A 17,282-nucleotide genomic window follows, 5' to 3' on the forward strand; every position below is an offset into this window, starting at 1 on the left:
ACAAGAAGAACGTCGGGCACACCGATCAACTGATACGCTTACTTGTCGGTAGCGCGCTGGTTATCGGAGCCGCGCGCGGCGGTTCGTGGATGCCTGGGCTGATCGGTGTGGCACTACTCGCCACTGCCTTCCTGCGTTTCTGTCCGTCCTACCTGCTGTTCAAATATAGCACCAATACGGGCCTGCCCAGCGATGACAGATTCAACATCAGCAAGAAGAACCTCGGGATCACCGAGCAAAAGATACGCGCTGCTGTCGGCGTCCTTCTGATTCTCGGGGTCCTTAGTGGTGGTTGGTGGGGGGCTGGGCTGATTGGCGTATTTCTGCTCCTCACTGCGCTGCTGCGTTTCTGTCCGATTTATCTGATCTTTAATGGCTGCAGCAATGAGGACCTACGCCCTGTGGTCAAGTGATCCACAGGGCTCACCATCAAGCGCCTGCGGCGCGGCCGCAGGTCATGCCGAGCCGCGATCGAGCGGGGCGAGCACCTCCTCGTCTGATTTCACGGCGCGCTCCGCACGTCGGCGGTGGCGGTTACAAAGATCGCCAACCACATCTACCTCATGGCCAGCGGCCAGCGGACCTCGGCAAACTGCGCCTGCCGGCCAACGCGCCCGGTCGCTCGGCCATGCCGGGCAAGCTTAGCCCAGGCCGCAGCACTGTCGACGCTTCGTGTAACGACGATAGAGGACGATGTGACGATCGGCATCGCTGCCGGCCAGGGCCACTTTGAGCTCAACGTCTAGAAGCCGCTGATCGCCCATGGCGGTCTGAAGCAACGTGGAGAAATGGCACCAAGGACCTTTTTTGTGGCAAAATTGCAGATGAGTCCGCCGTAGGACTGCTGTAAGCCCACAGAAATTCGTCCGATTTTCAGTTCAAGCGGCCAGACCTCTGGGAGGTTGTGCCGTCAGCCGAGGAGACGGGAGAAGTGCCATGCTGTCTGATCTGAACCACGCCGATCAATCCTGTGACGTCCTGGTGATCGGTGGGGGCCCCGCCGGCACCACCGCGGCCACACTAATGGCGCAGCAAGGCCACCGGGTCACTGTACTGGAGAGGGCCCGCCACCCCCGTTTTCACGTCGGCGAATCGCTGCTGCCGGCCAACCTGCCGCTGTTCGACAAACTGGGCGTGCGCGCCGAGGTGGAGGCGATCGGCATGGAGAAATGGGGAGCGGAATTCGTCTCCCCCTGGCACGAACACAGCCAGTCCTTTGAGTTCGCCGAGGCCTGGGACAAGTCGATGCCGCACGCCTACCAGGTGCGTCGTGCAGAGTTCGACGAGATCCTGATCCGCAATGCCGGGCGTAAAGGTGCGAACGTCATCGAAGGTTGTCGCGTCCGCAACGTAGAGTTCCTGCCCAACGATGCCGGTGCCATGGTACAGGCGGAACATGACGACGGCCGTACCGAGCGCTGGCAATGCCGGTTCCTCATCGACGCCTCCGGCCGCGACACCTTTCTCGGCAACCAATTCAAGGCCAAGCACCGCAACCCCAAGCACAACAGCTCATCGCTGTATGGTCACTTCAAGGGCGCGAAGCGACACGCCGGCCAGAAGGAGGGCCACATCACCATCTTCTGGTTCGAGCACGGGTGGTTCTGGTTCATTCCACTCATCGACGGAATCACCAGCGTCGGGGTCGTCACCTGGCCCTATTACATGAAGACCCGCACCAAGCCGGTGAAGGATTTCTTTTTGGATCTCATCCAAATGTGCCCGGCCCTAGCGCAGCGGCTTGAGGGCGCGGAACTCGTGACGCCGGTAGAAGCCACGGGCAATTTTTCCTATACCTGCGACCGTACCCACGGCGCTAACTGGTTGCTGCTAGGCGATGCCTACGCCTTCATTGATCCAGTGTTCTCTTCCGGCGTCATGCTCGCCATGCAAAGCGCCTTTGCCGGCGCCACCGCAGCGGATCGGTGCCTGCGTCATCCGGATCAGGCGGCCGACGCCTTGCAGGCGTTCGATCATGCCATCAAGCACGGACCGAAGGAATTCTCCTGGTTTATCTACCGCATCACCAGCCCCATCATGCGCGAGCTGTTTATGGCTCCACGCAATATTTTCCGGGTCAAGGAGGCGCTGCTGTCGGTCTTGGCCGGGGACATCTTCGGCCGCACGCCGATCTGGCGTTCGATATTGGCATTCAAGTTAATCTATTACCTGTCGGCCCTGACCAACCTGAAGTCCACCATCATGGCCTGGCGGCGGCGCAAGGAGAATATTCGTTACGTTGAGGATACGCAAGAGTTCGGCTCCCCATGACGCCTCCGGGAGCTATCCTGCGGCTGGAATACCTGCCCGTTTCTCGGCTTTCGCAACCGGCCCCGGATGGCGAACCCGGCGCGCTGGGCGGGGTCTGCTTTTTTCACCCAGCCATTGCAGATGATGGCGCACAGTTGCCGCTCTTGTCGGTGGACATGCCCTTGTTGGAGGGTGGGGAGCCAATCTGCGAGGTCTGGTCTAGTCAGGAGGCACTCAGGTCCGGCCGCCATCACGGCATCCGTTACCGTCAGGGTGAAACCTTGCTGTTCGGCTGTCTGACGCTGGATGAAGCGACGCAGTTACACCTCCGGGATGGCCGCACGCCCCTGCAGGCCGCGACGCAAGCCGCCTACGAGGCCATTTTTGAACTGCTGGAATCCCTCGGCTACAACGCCATCCTGCGCTTCTGGAACTATTTCCCCGCAATCAACGCAGTCAGTCACCACCTGGAGCGTTACCTCCAGTTCAATATTGGCCGTCAGGATGCGTTTCTTTCACACGGCCGCGGCGTCATCGGTAACGTACCGGCGGCCTGCGCCCTTGGTTCCACCGGCGCGGCGCTCCAGATCGCCTTCCTCGCTGTCCGGGCGGAGCCGTTGGCCATCGAAAATCCTCGCCAGATCAGTGCCTACCACTATCCCAGCCAGTACGGCCCCCGCAGCCCGACCTTCTCGCGCGCGTCGCTGGTCAAGCTTCACGGGCGCAACCTGCTATTCATCTCCGGCACCGCCAGCATCGTCGGTCATCAAACCCTGCACGCGGGCGATGCGCAGGCGCAAACGCGCGAATCGCTCCACAACGTCGCCGCCGTCGTCGCGGAGGCCAACCGCCGGGCCCCGGGCGCGGGATTGGAGCTGCGCGACCTTGCCTATAAGGTGTATATCCGACACCCCAGGGACTTGGTCAGCGTACGCCAAGAAATGATGAAGTTCATCGGCACCCCCGTGTCGGCCGTGTTCTTACAGGCCGATATCTGCCGCGCGGACCTGCTCCTCGAGATCGATGCCTGCGGCGGTCATGCCATTTCCCCCGGTTGAGACCCGCAGCACGGACGTCAGGTCATCGCCAGGATTCGTCAGGCGCTGGAGGCAGCGCGCGTACGAATACGGTGCACTGTGGTTCGGTCTGGGACTGCTCGGCATCATGACCCTGACCTGGTCATTGTTGGCGATCCCGCTCTATTATGTCTTGCCGACACAGTGGGCCACCCCGCTTGGCCGTTGGGCGAGCAAGACGACCTGTCGCATCTACCTCGGTGCCCTGGGTCTGATAGGTGCCTGCCGTTTTGAACTCCATACCCTCGATGCCTTACGGGGTGAGCCGCCGCTCGTGATCGCTCCCAACCACCCCGGCCTGCTCGATGCCCTGCTGGTCCTGTCTCGGCTTCCCAACATCGCCTGCATCATGAAGGCCGACATCGTCTATAACGTCTTCCTGGGCGCCGGCGCCCGGTTGGCCGGTTACATCCGCAACGACGCACCACGCAGCATGATCAAGCAGGCCGTCACGGAACTGAAAAGCGGCAGTCACCTGTTGCTGTTTCCTGAAGGCACCCGCACCACCCGCTGGCCTATCAACGCCTGCACGCCGGCGGCCGCGCTCATCGCCAGTCGGGCACAGGTGCCGATCCAGACCATATTCATTGAGACCGACTCGGCCTACCTCAGCAAGGGCTGGCCACTGTGGCGCCGTCCGACGATGCCTATCACCTATCGCATCCGGCTGGGTCGCCGCTTCGCACCGACGCAACAGGCCAGTGAGTTGACCGCGGAGCTGGAGCGTTATTTCATTGATGAATTGCGCAACAGCTGGCTTGGCGCAAGCAATCACCGGATTTAGGCTGATGCCAACCAGCATGAACATCAGCGACACCCATCTAGTGCTGATCCCCAGCTACAACTCCGGTGCGCTCGTCTATGACGTGGTGCGCGCGGCCCGTCGGCACTGGACACCCGTCTGGGTGGTCGTGGACGGCAGCACTGACGGGACGGCCTCGGGCCTCCAGGAAATGGCGGCGACCGACCCCGGACTGCGGGTGTTCGCGTTACCCGAAAACAGCGGCAAGGGTGCAGCGATTCTGCATGGACTGAATCTGGCCGCAGCCGCCGGTTTCACCCACGCCCTCACCCTGGATGCGGACGGGCAGCATCCGGCCGAGCGCATCCCGGACTTCATGGCCACCTCCATGGGTGCCCCTGACGCGATGGTGCTGGGCGTGCCGACGTTCGACGTCGCCGCACCCAAGTTGCGGGTCCATGGCCGCAAGGTATCCAACGCATTCGCAAACCTGGAAACTTTGTGGATTGGCATCGGTGACTCGCTCTACGGCTTGCGCGTCTATCCCATCGCACCCCTGCGTCACGTGATGCATGGCCAGCGCTGGATGCGCCGCTTCGATTTCGATCCCGAGGCGGCGGTTCGCCTGTGCTGGCGCGGTGTGCGCCCAATCAACCTACCCGCCCCGGTGAAGTATCTGCCCGCCGACCAAGGTGGTGTTTCTCACTTCAACTATCTGCGCGACAATGCCCTGTTGACGTGGATGCACACACGCTTGCTGCTGGGTTTCCTGCTGCGATTACCCGTGCTGCTGCGGCGACGTTTGGGCACCGCCCGAGACTCGGAGTGAGATCAAGAAATGGACAGGATCAACAGGATTTACAGGATAGAGCGGGATGGCCGACGACATTCCGACATCCTGTTAATCCTGCGTAATCTTGTTAATCCTGTCCAATTTCCCGATGGTTGCTTGATGGCCGGAGTGGTGTCGGGAGTTCAGTTTCACGGCACTCGCTTCAGCGCCGACGCCGGCGCATAAATGCCGATTCCTAGACCCGGCAACCAGCGGCGCAGGCCGGGCGTGGTGATCACGGTACTGAAAATGGCCATCAGCACCAGCATGGTGAAGACCTGCTGTGAAATGACGCCCAAATCATAGCCGACGTTGATGACGATGAGTTCCATCAGGGCGCGGGTGTTCATCATGATGCCGAGCACCTTGCCCTCCTGATGCGATAGCCCGGCCCAGCGCGCCGCCACATAGCTGCCCCCGAACTTCCCGAGGGTTGCCAGCGCGATCAGCAACAGGCACCAACCCCAAGCGGCCGCCGTGTCCAGACTCCCAACGTTGGTGCGAAGGCCAGTGTAGGTGAAGAAGATGGGCAGGAAGAAGACCATGACGAAATGGCCGATGCGCTCCTTCCATGCGGCGATCAGCTCGTGCTCGTCGTACAGGATCACCCCCATCATGAAGCCGCCAAAGATGGCGAAGATGCCGATCTGATAGGTGGTGATCGCCGAGATGAAGATGCCTGCGAGCAGGATACCAAGTAGATTGTGGGTGAGCTTACCACGCCCCGCCTTCTCGCCCGTCGGCGCCGGGCCGGCCTGATTGAGGCGGATCAGCCGCTTAAAGATGGGTCGCATGATGAACCACCAGGTCAGGAAGTACCCTGCGACCAGCAACACCTTGAGGCCGAAGTCCGTGGCGTTGAACTGGGCCAGCGCGAGCGCGGTGACCAGGGCGAGCAGCAGCCAGCCGATCACGTCGTTGATCGCGGCGGCGCTAATGGCGATGACACCAATGGACTGATGGGTGATCTTGAATTCGATCATCATGCGCCCGAGGATCGGCAGTGCCGTGATGGAGAAGGCGGTGGCAATGAAGAGCGAGGAGGCGAGCGGATCGACGCCGGGTGAGAGCAAGGCCGCGGTGGCGTACCCGAAGCCGAAGCCCAGCGCAAATGGGACGACCATGCTGGCCGTGGCAATATAGGCCACGGCGCGGCGGTGTTGCCGGTGGAGCAGATGAGCGAAATCGAACTCCAGGCCAATCTGAAACATCAGCAGGATCAGGCCGATCTGCGACAACATCTGCATCGGCGCAGGCGGGGCCGAGCGAAACACATAGGCGAAGACCGCGGGCGCCAACACGCCAAACAGTGAAGGCCCGAGCAGGATGCCGACGATGATCTCCCCCACCGCGGGTGACTGCCCGAGCCGCTGCGCAATCCCCCCGCCCAGGCGGGCGACCAGAATGATCACGGTGAGTTGCAGCAGGGTGAAGAACAGCAGTGTCTCAGTCTGATGGACGGCGACGCTCGCCGCGGACGTGGTCATATCATGCCTCCGTTCACGCAGATGATCTGGCCAGTGATATAGCTCGCCTGCTCAGAGGCGAGAAACCCCACGAGGTCGGCCACCTCCACCGGGGTCCCGGCCCGCTTCATGGGCACCAGGGTGGCGATGGTCTGCGCGTCGAAGACGCCATCGCTCATGCCGGTCGCAATGATCCCCGGGGCCACCGCGTTCACCGTGATACCGCGGCTGGCGAGCTCAAGGGACAGGGACTTGGTGGCGGCGTGCAGGCCGCCCTTGGCCGCGGCGTAGTTGGTCTGGCCGCGGTTGCCGGTCAGCCCGGCGATCGACGTGATATTGATGATGCGCCCCCAACGGCTGCGGATCATCGGCATGGTCAACGGCTGCGTCACATGAAAAAAGCCATCGAGTGACACTGCCAACACGCTGTGCCATTGGTCGGCGCCCATGGCCGGGAAGACGGCGTCGTCATGCACGCCGGCATTGTTGATCAGGATTTGGATCGGCGACTCCGCGACCAGGGCCTCCAGTGCAATGCGACAGTCCTCACCGTCAGTGACATCGAAGGCGATCACCTCGGCCACGCCACCCATCCTGGAGATCTCTGCGACCAGCGCGGCGGCCTTGGCCAGATTGCGGTGAGCATGCACGTAGACGTAACAGCCGTCAGCGGCCAACCGGCGACAGATTGCCGCGCCGATGCCGCCGCTGCCGCCGGTGACGAGTGCACGTTTCATAGCTCTTTCCCCGGGCTCGCCGCGTCCAGCACAACGGTGACGCGACCGTTCAGAAGCTGCCGTCCACGCGCGGAAACATCGAATCTATACAGGACACTGTGGTCACCGCCGCCGAGAAGTTCTGCCGCGACGCTGAGATCGGCGTCGCCATCATCCAGTCGCGCCACATGCAGTTCGACCTCACGGACACTTGCCAAATAGCCAACCCGGGGCGGCGCATCGGCGCCCGCCAGTAGCGCTCCATGGGCCGCCATCGCCTGGACCGCATATTCGATACCGCAGACCACCCCCAGCCGGCCGTGGGCGCGCAAGGGGTTATCCGGGGCGCGATGGCTCACGGCCGTGCAGCGGATCCCCTGGGGGTTCCAGTCATCGATACGCTCCAGCAGGCACATGGTGCCCTGGTGAGGGAGATGGGCCAGCAGCCACGCGGTGTCTAACTGCATGGCAGGACATCCACGGTCAGGCTGAGCGGGTCCAGGTACTCCAGGATCACCTGCCCGGCACGGCCCTGGGCCAGCAGCCGCAGCAAGGGCAAACCGCGCGCCGAAGGGATCTGGAGCCGCAAGGCCTCCAGGTTCGCATCAGGCAACCGGTCAAACGGCGTCTGCGTCACCTCGACGTGTAGCGCAGCCAGTGAGTGGGGCCCGGGTTGCGGCATCAATACCAGGGCCAGACCGAAGGCCGCGGGATGGGGTCGCTTGGCGTGAAGCGGCTCCGGGTAAGGCGCCTCGTAGGTCACCAACAGGGTACCGACGCCATCGACGGCCACCTGGGTGAGCGCCTCCAGCAAGCCCGCCCCAAAGCTGCCGTCATAGGCGCATAGCGCGGTGGCTGGGGTCATGGCGCCGGACGCGATGCCCCAGTAGCCAGCCGCGGCGTTATGCACCGAGTTATGGAAACGGGTGGGCGAGATGTGGCGATCATCCGACGCCAACACCCGACAGAGCGCATCGCAGTTGTCGCCATCCGCTCCGGACGAGGAGAACACGGCCGCCAGTTGTGTGGCATCCACGTGCGCCGTGGTGATCGCCTCTTGCGCCACGGCCAAGGCGACCTTGGCGGCCAGACCGACACGGCGGCGTTCGGGTGGGGGAAGTACCACCGGCGGCGGCACGACGACTGGCCGCGGCGCATAGTCGGTGGCGCCGGCCAGGATCGGCCGTGCCTCAGCCCAATGGTCCAGGCCCGGACCTAACAGACCGATGCCGTCGATCCAGGCGTTGAGAATGATGGTGGTGGGGGATGCCATGTCAGAGCGCGCGCCCCAACACCAGGCTGCAATTGGTACCGCCGAAGCCGAATGAATTGCTCATCACCCGGCGCGGTGCCATGGCGCTGTTGGTGCTCAGATAGCGGATGGGAATGGCCGGGTCGAGGTGCAGCGTATTGATCCCTCCCGGCAGGAAGCCGTATTGCAGCGCCAGGGCGCTGATGACGGCCTCCAATCCACCCGCCGCGCCCAAGGTATGTCCAGTCGCACCCTTGACCGAGCTCGCCGGCGTCCGGCTGCCGAACAGCGCGGTTACCGCCTGGCCCTCAGCGGCATCGTTGCTCGGCGTCGCGGTACCGTGCAGGTTAATATAGTCGATGTCGGCCGCCTGCAAACCTGCCGATCGCAGCGCGGCGGCCATGGCGAGCGCAGCGCCGCGACCGTCGGGATGCGGAGAGGACATGTGATAGGCATCACTGGACTCACCGGTCCCCAGCAGCAGCACGGTATCGGCGTCGAGGCTCGCCGGCGGGCGCTCCAGCAGAACAAAGGCAGCGGCCTCGCCGATGGAAAGGCCCTTGCGGTCCGAATCAAATGGTCGGCAGGGTTCGGGTGACAGCAACTCCAGCGAATTAAATCCATATAGCGTCGTCAGGCACAACGAGTCCACCCCCCCCACGATAGCAGCATCGATGATACCGGCGGCCAGCAGGCGGGCGGCCGAGGCGAATACCTTGGCACTCGACGAGCAGGCGGTGGAGACGACCATCGCCGGACCGGCGAGGTGAAAATACGCTCGGACGAAAGCGGCGAGCGAATAGCTATTGTGGGTGGTGCGATAGATAAAGTCGTCCGGCAAGGCGCCGGTGTTCGGGGTCCGACGAGCGTAGGCCTGCTCGGCCTGCAGCATGCCTGCTGTGCTGGTACCGAGCAAGACACCCACCCGCCCTCGGCCATACCGGGCGCAGGCTTGCTCAACGGCGCCACTGAATCCGTCCTGTTGCAGCCCAAGCAAGGCCAGACGGTTATTGCGGCATTCGTACTCGGTGAGGCGGCTGGGCAGAGCGCAATCGTCCAGCTGCGGCACCTCACCGACGTAGGTTACCAGATCGCCTGCGCCCTCGAACCGACACGGTGCAAGGCCGCCGCGCTGCGCACGTAATGCCGTCAGCGTCGCATCAAGGCCGCAGCCCAGACAACTGCTGGCGGTGAAGTGGGAAAGGCACACAGGAGTCATGAGGGGGACACCGGCTTTTTAAAGGTTGCGCTGATCTAGGCGCCGGCGCCAGACTGCTCACCCAATCGGGCAATCAGCATGACGTTAGCCAACGGCAGATCACCGTTCATCACGGCGGTCTCGACACGAAAACCCAACGCCTCCAGCGCCTGGATCCAGTCCGGCAACGAACGGCAATGCAGCCGCGGCCAGCCCATGCCGCGGAACAAGACCACCGTGCGATCGATCCAGTTGCTGAGCTGGAACCTCAGACCGCCGCCGGCGTCTCCCACGCGCGTCAAGAACAGGCCGTTGGGCGGCAGCGCAGCACGTACCCGTCGCAGGATGTCGTCCTGACAGCGTTCATCAACGTAATGCGCGGCGTCCATGATCACCACAACATCGACCTGGCCAAAGTCCATCTGCCGCATATCGCCGGCTTCAAAGCGGGCCCGCTTGCCGACGGCAACATGGGCGCGTTGGACCGCGATCGGCAAGAGGTCGATGCCACGGATCGCCACCCGCGGGGGGGCGGGCCACTGCGCGGACCACTCACCGGCATCATACAGTTGTCGGGCGGCCAGGAGCCAGGCCGCCAGCAGGCCCTGACCACACCCCAAATCAAGGATGCGGGCGTCGTCCGGGAACAGCCCGCGTTGCAACAGACCAACGAACACCGGGTCGCAACCGAGCTTGCCACGGGCGAAATGGTAGGCGAACCGTCCGACGGCCCGGTACGGTTCGCTGGCGTGATCGATGAGGCGTCGGCGCAGGGTCTCGGGGCTGAGGGTCATGGCGCAGACATATCCAGGGCGGCACGCAGGGTGATAGGTGTCAGACCGGCGGCCTCCGCCAGCTCCAGAACGCGGGGCAGCGCGACCAGGATCACGGGCACACCGGCCAAGGTGCGGGCCGCGTGACCGTCATGCAGCAGCAGGATGTCGCCGGGGGCGAAGCGATTGGTCAAGCGATGGACCACGTCATCCGCGTCCCGGCTGCGGGTGTCATAGCCGCGTCGGGTCCAACTGGCCAGATGCAGGCCATGCCGGGCCAAGAGGGGCTCCAGAAAGGGACTGCGCAGGCCGGCCGGGGGCCGAAAGAAACGCGGCCGCTCCCCGGTGAGGGCGGCCAGGCTGTCCTGGCCGGCTTCGATCTCGCGCGCCATGCGGCGCGGCCCGAGCATGGCGAAGTGATGATAATGGTGCTGACTGTGGTTTTCCACGGCATGACCCCGGCGAACGATTTCCCGGCACAGCTGGGGATAGCGTTGCGCCACCGCGCCGATGCAGAAAAAGGTGGCGCGGGCGTCGTAGCGCCCGAGCAGGTCGAGCACCGCCGGCGTCACCTCCGGGTCGGGGCCATCATCGATGGTGATCGCGATAGGCCGCGGCGCCGTCGCCGGCGGTAGTCGCACCCAGTTGGGACCGAGGCTGCGGCTACGCGGCCAGAGACCTGCCGCGGTCAGGGTCAGGTGGTTGGCGGCCAACGCCCCCAAACCCCAGGACCACCATTGCGGTTGCATCGCAAGGCCCCCCAAGACCCCGGCGTGCAACGCGAACGTCGCCTGCAATAGCGGCGTGGGGCGCCAGTGGCGGCGGGCGTGGGGAGGCGGCAGGATCGTCATCTGCGTGGCGTCAGGATGGCGGAAAAGGCCAGGGCCAGCATCGCGCCCGGCCCGACCGTGCAGCCAACCGCCTTGAGCACCGGCACGGTGGAAAAGCCCAGAATACCAAAACCGGCCACGGTCGTGCCGACGGCGACCACGAGGGACGCCAGGACGCGCGCGGACATCCCCCCCTCAACCGCCCCCTGGTCAAAGAACAGGGCGTAGTTGGAGCCGATCGCCACCACCAACAGCATGCCCACCAAGTGCAAGATGGTGAGTTGCTGACCGGCGAGGACCAGGCCGGCGACGGTCACTGCCACGGCGACCACCAGCGGGGCGGCGATGCGCAACACCCGACCCGGCGAGCGGGTGGTCACGAAGAGCAGGCCCAAGATGGCGGCTAGGCCCGCCAGTGAGAGCGCGATGGCCTCGTGCAGATAGCCCTCGTAAAGGTGGTCGGACGCGCCTTTGAGATCAATGAAATAGACATCTGCCAGACCGGTCTGCGCCAGCGCCAGTCGCATTGCCTGCGCGTCGAGGCGCGCGGTGCCCGCGACACGCAGCGGTAGTAAGGCGCTCCAGCGCCCCCGCGACGGCATCAGCATGGCATCCACACCCTCTGCCAGAGACGTGCCCTGGAGGTCTTCCGGGGTCAAGGTCGCCTGGCTGCGGGCCTTCGCCACATCCGCAAAAAACGGCTCGAAGCGATCCGGCCGCAGGGGCAGTCCGGCAATGGCCATATTGAACCGTCGGCGCAGTTCGGCGTCGGACGGCAGGCTCCACTGGCGCTGGCGCTGCACCGCCTGGCTGGGTAGGTAGGTAGCGGGGCTCTCGAAACCCAGGATGATGCCGGCGGCTTGCAGCCGTGCCAGCGTGACCGCGACACCTTCACTCGCGGCCAGCGCCGCCTCGCGATCGGCGGCGGTCACGACCACCAGATAGCGCACGTCCGGGGCGCCCAGGTCGGCGCGCATGGCCATGTCGAGGGCCTGCTCGGCACCCGACACCGGGTTCAGAGCCGAGAGTTCCCGGTTCCACAGACCGTCATGCTTCACCAGCAGCACGCTGCAGGCGGCCACGAACAGGACCAGTACGGGTAGGCGCAACCGCCCTGCCCGCTCAACCCCAGTCTGCAGGCGGCGGCCGAAGGCAGTGACATCGCGCACCCGCAGGCCGGAAGGCAAGAGGGGCGGCAGGACGAAACGGGTCACCAGGGCGGCAGTGGTGAGACCGGTGATCGCAAACAGGCCCAGCTGGGAAAGACCGGGGAAGCTGGAAAAGAGCATTGAGGCAAAGCCGATGACGGAGGTCAGTACACCGATCCGTATCGTCGGCCAGAAGGCCGTGTTCCAGTGGCCCTGGGACGCGCTGGGGGTCGTGCCGGTTGCGCCGGTTGCACCGTTCGTGCGCTCGGACTGCATGAGCAGGTAGGTGGAATAGTCGACCGCCTCGCCGATGAGCGCGATGCCAAAGCCAAGGGTGAGGCCATGCACCATGCCAAAGGCGAGATTGACCACCGCGATGCTGACCACGGCGCCGGAGAGGACCGGCAACAAGCCCAGCAGCAAGGCCATGGGCGAACGGTAGACCAGCAGCAGCAGGGCGATGATGATCAGGCTACCGAGCCCGGAGAGGGAGAGCACCTCGTGTCTGATAGTGGCGCGGGCCGCCACGGAGAAGGGGCCGGGGCCGGTCAGCGCGAGGCGCATGCCGGGCGCGGACACCGCCGCAAAGGCGGCCCGGATCGCCACGACCGCCGTGGACTGTCCGTTCGTGTCCGCCCCTTCGGCACGGGTGCGGGCCAGGAGCAGCACGCGCTGACCGTCACGGGAAGACCAGACGCCGTCGAGCGTTGGCGGCCGCTGCCCGTTCCCCATGGCCGCGAGCAGTTGCATGAACTCGCCGGTGGGGTCGCGCGGCAGCAAGGCCTTGCTGAAGAGCCCCGCCGAGGTGGCCAGCAGATCGATGCTGTCGGCCACACCGCCATGCAGACCCTCCACCGTGAAGCGATCGGCAGTCATTGCCGGGCTCAACAGATAGCGGTTCTCCAGCAGGACCTGGCGGTCCCGTTCCAGACTCTGGGTCTCGCCGTTGGCAATGTGCAGAAACTGCCGATCGGCGCGCAGGCGAGCGGCCAGCGCGCGTGAGACGCGGACCCGGGCCGCTTGATCGCCCCCCGCGATGCCAATCAGGATCAGGCGGGAGGTGATGCCGGACTTGAGTTGGTCGATGAGGAGTTGCTGTTCCGCCGTCGGGGTTGCCGGCAAAAAGGCAGACAAGTCCGCCGTGTAGTGCGTGCGCATCACCACCCAGAGACACGCGCACAGCAACACCATCCAGAGGATTATCGCGACGCTGCCACGTTGCCTCATGGCGAGGCGCTCTGGCGCACGCGCATCACCGAACGATCGCCGTCGGCCTGCTGGATCTCCACCGTCCGCACCTCGTCGCGCGTCCCTTCAACGCGGATGCGGGTGATCATCCAACCCATTGCGGCGTCCAGCGGCCGCAGCACCAGTGCCCAACCCTCCGGGCTGCCTTCGAGGTTGAGGTGATAGAGGCGTTCCAATGCCTGACGGTCGCCCGCCAGAGTGGCGCGTATGCTCTCGATCATACCTGCCACTTCGGGATAATCCTTGATTTGCAGGACATGCTTCTGGGTCTGGCTCGCGACGGTGAGTACCTCGCCATCCAGCACCAGGGTTTCGACCTTCGGCTTGAGCGTGCGTTTCTCCAGGTGGGAGGGGGGAATGAACAGCAACTCGCCGGACGACTCGACCGGCAGGTCCAGGATGGAGATGTACTTCGTCTCGGTGAAGGCGGCCGTCCCATAGGCGTGGTTCGCCAGTGCGCCCATGAGTTCGCTGAGGGTGAACGCGGCGGCCTGCGCCGACAGACTCAACCCGAGCAAAACGGTGATGAGGGTCACCCTCCCGCCCAATCGCTGCATCGCCCGGATCATGCGCGCCCGCCACCCGCAGGTGCGCGCCAGAAATCAAAGAAATTAAACCAGTTGTATGGCGCGCCGCGACAATGCCGCGCCAGACTGGCGGCATAGGCGGCGACCGCCTCACGGATGGCCGCATCACGCCCCGTGCGCTCGATACCGGTGAAATCCGCCAGGGGCTCGAAATGGATGGCATAGCGGTTGCCGCCCAGATGCAGACCCGTCATGAAGAACACCGGACGCCCGAGGATGGCCGCCAGGCGCATGGGACCGACAGGAAACGCGGCCGACGACCCAAGAAATTGCACCGATAGTGTTGGGTCGTCGTCCAAGGTACGATCACCCAACATACCCAGCACCATGCCCTCGTCCAGCCGGGCCCGCACCTGAAGCATAGAATCGAGTTGGCCAAGGGGGATTATATCCTGTACCGAAGCAGGGTTGATGGCGGCTAAGGCAGCATTGATCTTGATGGCATTATTCTCGTACATGACCATGGCAACCCGCAGACCCAGCCGCTGCCGACCCACCGCGCGTATCACCTCGAAGCTCCCCATGTGGGCGCCTAGCAGAAAGGCGCCCCGACCGGCGGCCAGCACCGCCTCGAGCGCCGCCGCGCCGTGCACCTGGATATCGAAGAGGGCCAAGCGATCGTTGAGCAGGTAAACGCGGTCGTGGATGCAGGTGGCGAAGGTGTGAAAGTGCCAAAACAGTTCGCGCAGCCGTGGTACCTGCCCCAGGGCACGCCTAAGATAGGCGCGGGATGCGCGCCGTGCGACCGGGGCAAGAAAAAGGAAGTAAAGAGTAATGCCGAACAGCACCCCGCGCGCGACGGGGCGCCCCAGACGTAGCGAAATCCAGGTCATCACGCGCAGCATGGCCATGTTGCTGCGTTCCGGGCGCCGCACCCAGGCAGCCTGACGGGCGGGATCGGGAGCGCTCACTCGGCCGCGGTGCCCGAACCAGTCGCCGCGAAGGCAAAGACACCGCTGGCCGCCAACCGCTCACCGGCCGTGACCTCGAAACGGAAAAAGCCTGCTGTGGTCTCGACATAGCGCAGGCGTAGGGCCTCCCCCGGCGTGACCGGGCTCGGAAACTTCGCCGACTTGATCTGACCGACGGCGCCCTCCAATCCCTGCCGTACCGCCAGTGCATGCAGGGCCTCGTCCAGCAGCACCACCCCGGGCAGGATGGGTTGACCGGGAAAGTGACCGGCATAGGCCGGGTGATCGGCAGCCACCGACAGCGGCAGGCTAACCTCCATCATCCTAAATCCGACAATTGCCCACGCCAAGGCACCAAGTTCGCCAAGAAATACAACAAGAAAGGCATCCAGATCAGCCATCGAGCCAATGACAAGACACCGATAACACTCTGATAAATTTGGCGAACCTGGCGCCTTGGCGTGATCATTCCCCTTTCACCCATCATGGCCCTAGGTCCGTTGTCATTGGCGAGCGCAAGCCGGCCAGAAACGCCTGCGCCGCGTGCGCGGGTAGTTTCCCGGCGGCATTGCGCGGCAGCGCATCCACGAACAGCAGCGGCCGCGGCAGAAAGACCGCATCAATGCGTTCGCGCAGCGCGTGCATGAGGGCCGCTGGTGTCAGCTGTGGCGCCACCACCACGGCGATCAGGCGGCGGATGCCTCCCATGGCGTGATCATCACCGTCCAGCGGCGCGAGAAAAACGCCGTCCAGAACCCCGGTGATGGCGTTGAGCTGGTAGTTGAGATAACCGAGCGAGGTCCGCTTGCCGGCGATGTTGACGAGATCGGCATGGCGGCCATGGAGCAGAAAATGGGTCGGGTCGGCGTCCACCAGTTCAATGACGTCACTGAGCAGCGTCGGCGTCATGACGTGCCCGCCCTCGGCCCAGACCTGCTCCCCCTCACAACGCAGGCGGACATCGGCAAAGGTCTGCCAGGCGGCGCCACAGGTAGTGCGTCGGGAGGCCAGCTGGCCGCTCTCGGTACAGCCGTAAATCTCAAACAAGGGGGCGGCGAAACGGGTCTCGGCCTCGAGCGCCAAGTCGCGCGCCAGGGGCGCGGTGGCGGACACCAACAGGTCTACGGCCGGGACGGCATCCGACTCCGCCAGCAGAGTGCGCAGGTGGTAGGGCGTCGTAACCAGCAACCGCGGCCGGGGCAGCGCCGCCAGTGCCGCGCAGATATCGGCCGGATAAAAGGGGCGCGTTGCATGCAGGGCGCCACCGCTCTGCCAGGGCATCAGCACGGTGGATTCCAGGCCATACATGTGCTGGGCTGGCACGGTTGCGACAATGGCGTAGCCTTGGGGGACACCCAGGCGTTGAGCCTCCGCACGCACGTTGCGCACCAGGCTGCCCCAGCGTTTGAAATGGGGCTCCGGCAGGCCCGTGGAGCCAGACGTAAAGACCTGCGCGATGACCTGTTCGAAAGCAATCTCGGGGATACCTCGGTCAGCGCCGGCCCTCGGCGTCCGCTCGGGATAGTGGAAGACGGGCAAGTCGACACCGCCGACCTCCTGGTCGGCGATGCAAAAGACATCGGGGGCGATGCGTCGCATCTGCCGGACCATTTCCGGCGTGTGCGTGGACGGCAACAGGCTGACGCGGGCGCTGACGATGCACGCCGCCAGGGACACGGCAAAACGGTAGTGGTCGCGGCACAGGTTAAGCACGTTGCGCCCTGCGGGCAGCAATTGAGCGACCTGGTCGACGTCGCTTAGAAACTGCCGGGCACTGACCGGCAGACGGTCGCGCCAGGCCACTACGGCAGCAGGGCTGTGATGGGCAATGAGTGGCAGGGTCGACATGATCGGGCGCAATGGTCTCTTAACGGGTATCAAGGGACGCGCCGGAGCCTGCCTTAGGGGTGTTGCGGAAGGCGAGGATGCTGTCCATGATGCTGTGTTGCTCTAGCTGCGGCAGCTTGCGCTGGCGCACTAGATGCTCAATGAAGAACATGAGTGCGATGAGGGGCAGCGACAGAAAATTGGCGAAAACCGACCAGGCATGAATGCTACTGAATAAGAATAGCAGCGTGGAAATCAGGCTGATACCCAGAAACAACAGCGTCCAAGCCAGCGTAACTTGGCGCGTGTAGCGGGCCACCTCCGGGCAGAGGCGACCGCGCAGGGCTTGCGCACAACGGGTACACAGGGGCTGGCGCCCGCGCGTCAGGGTGAGGCCAAACGCAGCGCCCAGCAGCACATAGGTGC

Annotated in this window: 17 protein-coding genes and 1 pseudogene; 5 read left to right on the top strand and 13 right to left on the bottom strand. The window is 64.4% G+C overall.

What is annotated here, in order from left to right; genetic code table 11:
• The 5 genes from QZY44_RS12695 to QZY44_RS12715 all read left to right on the top strand — a co-directional run.
• Positions 1-413: DUF2892 domain-containing protein (locus tag QZY44_RS12695; RefSeq protein WP_295446743.1), on the top strand; the 413-nt coding region annotated here is incomplete at its 5' end.
• Positions 414-936: 523 nt separating this feature from the next.
• The gene (locus QZY44_RS12700; protein ID WP_295446745.1) at positions 937-2,271 is read left to right on the top strand and encodes an NAD(P)/FAD-dependent oxidoreductase; all 1,335 of its coding nucleotides are present in this window, start codon (positions 937-939) and stop codon (positions 2,269-2,271) included.
• Positions 2,268-3,308: a hypothetical protein gene (locus tag QZY44_RS12705; protein ID WP_295446747.1), complete on the top strand. Its 1,041-nt coding sequence runs from the start codon at positions 2,268-2,270 to the stop codon at positions 3,306-3,308. Before QZY44_RS12700 ends, QZY44_RS12705 begins: the two co-directional genes overlap by 4 nt.
• Complete coding sequence (locus tag QZY44_RS12710; RefSeq protein WP_295446749.1) at positions 3,289-4,110, top strand: lysophospholipid acyltransferase family protein; 822 nt, start codon at positions 3,289-3,291, stop codon at positions 4,108-4,110. The genes QZY44_RS12705 and QZY44_RS12710 overlap by 20 nt, the downstream gene beginning before the upstream one ends.
• A gap of 4 nt (positions 4,111-4,114) precedes the next feature.
• Positions 4,115-4,897, top strand: coding sequence for a glycosyltransferase family 2 protein (locus tag QZY44_RS12715; RefSeq protein ID WP_295446751.1), 783 nt, complete (start codon positions 4,115-4,117; stop codon positions 4,895-4,897).
• Positions 4,898-5,049: 152 nt separating this feature from the next.
• Here the strand turns inward: QZY44_RS12715 and QZY44_RS12720 are convergent, their stop codons facing one another.
• The 13 genes and pseudogenes from QZY44_RS12720 to QZY44_RS12780 all read right to left on the bottom strand — a co-directional run.
• Entirely contained in the window at positions 5,050-6,387 is a 1,338-nt protein-coding gene (locus QZY44_RS12720) for a cation:proton antiporter (RefSeq protein WP_295446753.1), read from the bottom strand.
• Complete coding sequence (gene fabG, locus QZY44_RS12725; protein ID WP_295446755.1) at positions 6,384-7,103, bottom strand: 3-oxoacyl-ACP reductase FabG; 720 nt, start codon at positions 7,101-7,103, stop codon at positions 6,384-6,386. Before fabG ends, QZY44_RS12720 begins: the two co-directional genes overlap by 4 nt.
• Positions 7,100-7,549, bottom strand: a complete 450-nt coding sequence (locus tag QZY44_RS12730) for a 3-hydroxylacyl-ACP dehydratase (RefSeq protein WP_295446757.1) — start codon at positions 7,547-7,549, stop codon at positions 7,100-7,102. The genes fabG and QZY44_RS12730 overlap by 4 nt, the downstream gene beginning before the upstream one ends.
• A complete protein-coding gene (locus tag QZY44_RS12735) occupies positions 7,540-8,355 on the bottom strand; it encodes a beta-ketoacyl synthase chain length factor (protein ID WP_295446759.1) in 816 nt (271 codons plus the stop codon). The genes QZY44_RS12730 and QZY44_RS12735 overlap by 10 nt, the downstream gene beginning before the upstream one ends.
• A 1-nt stretch (position 8,356) precedes the next feature.
• Complete coding sequence (locus tag QZY44_RS12740; RefSeq protein WP_295446761.1) at positions 8,357-9,553, bottom strand: beta-ketoacyl-[acyl-carrier-protein] synthase family protein; 1,197 nt, start codon at positions 9,551-9,553, stop codon at positions 8,357-8,359.
• A gap of 35 nt (positions 9,554-9,588) precedes the next feature.
• Complete coding sequence (locus QZY44_RS12745) at positions 9,589-10,326, bottom strand: class I SAM-dependent methyltransferase (protein WP_295446762.1); 738 nt, start codon at positions 10,324-10,326, stop codon at positions 9,589-9,591.
• A complete protein-coding gene (locus QZY44_RS12750; RefSeq protein WP_295446765.1) occupies positions 10,323-11,156 on the bottom strand; it encodes a polysaccharide deacetylase family protein in 834 nt (277 codons plus the stop codon). Before QZY44_RS12750 ends, QZY44_RS12745 begins: the two co-directional genes overlap by 4 nt.
• A complete protein-coding gene (locus QZY44_RS12755) occupies positions 11,153-13,510 on the bottom strand; it encodes an MMPL family transporter (protein WP_295446767.1) in 2,358 nt (785 codons plus the stop codon). Before QZY44_RS12755 ends, QZY44_RS12750 begins: the two co-directional genes overlap by 4 nt.
• Entirely contained in the window at positions 13,507-14,088 is a 582-nt protein-coding gene (locus QZY44_RS12760; protein ID WP_295446768.1) for a LolA-related protein, read from the bottom strand. The genes QZY44_RS12755 and QZY44_RS12760 overlap by 4 nt, the downstream gene beginning before the upstream one ends.
• Positions 14,089-14,096: 8 nt before the next feature.
• Complete coding sequence (locus tag QZY44_RS12765) at positions 14,097-14,969, bottom strand: acyl-CoA synthetase (protein ID WP_295446770.1); 873 nt, start codon at positions 14,967-14,969, stop codon at positions 14,097-14,099.
• 56 nt (positions 14,970-15,025) lie between these two features.
• Complete coding sequence (locus QZY44_RS12770) at positions 15,026-15,352, bottom strand: hypothetical protein (RefSeq protein WP_295446772.1); 327 nt, start codon at positions 15,350-15,352, stop codon at positions 15,026-15,028.
• A 160-nt stretch (positions 15,353-15,512) separates the two neighbouring features.
• Positions 15,513-16,877, bottom strand: a complete 1,365-nt coding sequence (locus QZY44_RS12775; protein WP_295446774.1) for an AMP-binding protein — start codon at positions 16,875-16,877, stop codon at positions 15,513-15,515.
• Positions 16,878-16,896: 19 nt separating this feature from the next.
• Positions 16,897-17,282 (bottom strand): annotated as a pseudogene (locus QZY44_RS12780) (hypothetical protein); the annotation flags it as partial.

Source organism: uncultured Thiodictyon sp. (assembly GCA_903837595.1).
In the GTDB taxonomy this organism is placed as follows: Bacteria; Pseudomonadota; Gammaproteobacteria; order Chromatiales; family Chromatiaceae; genus Thiodictyon.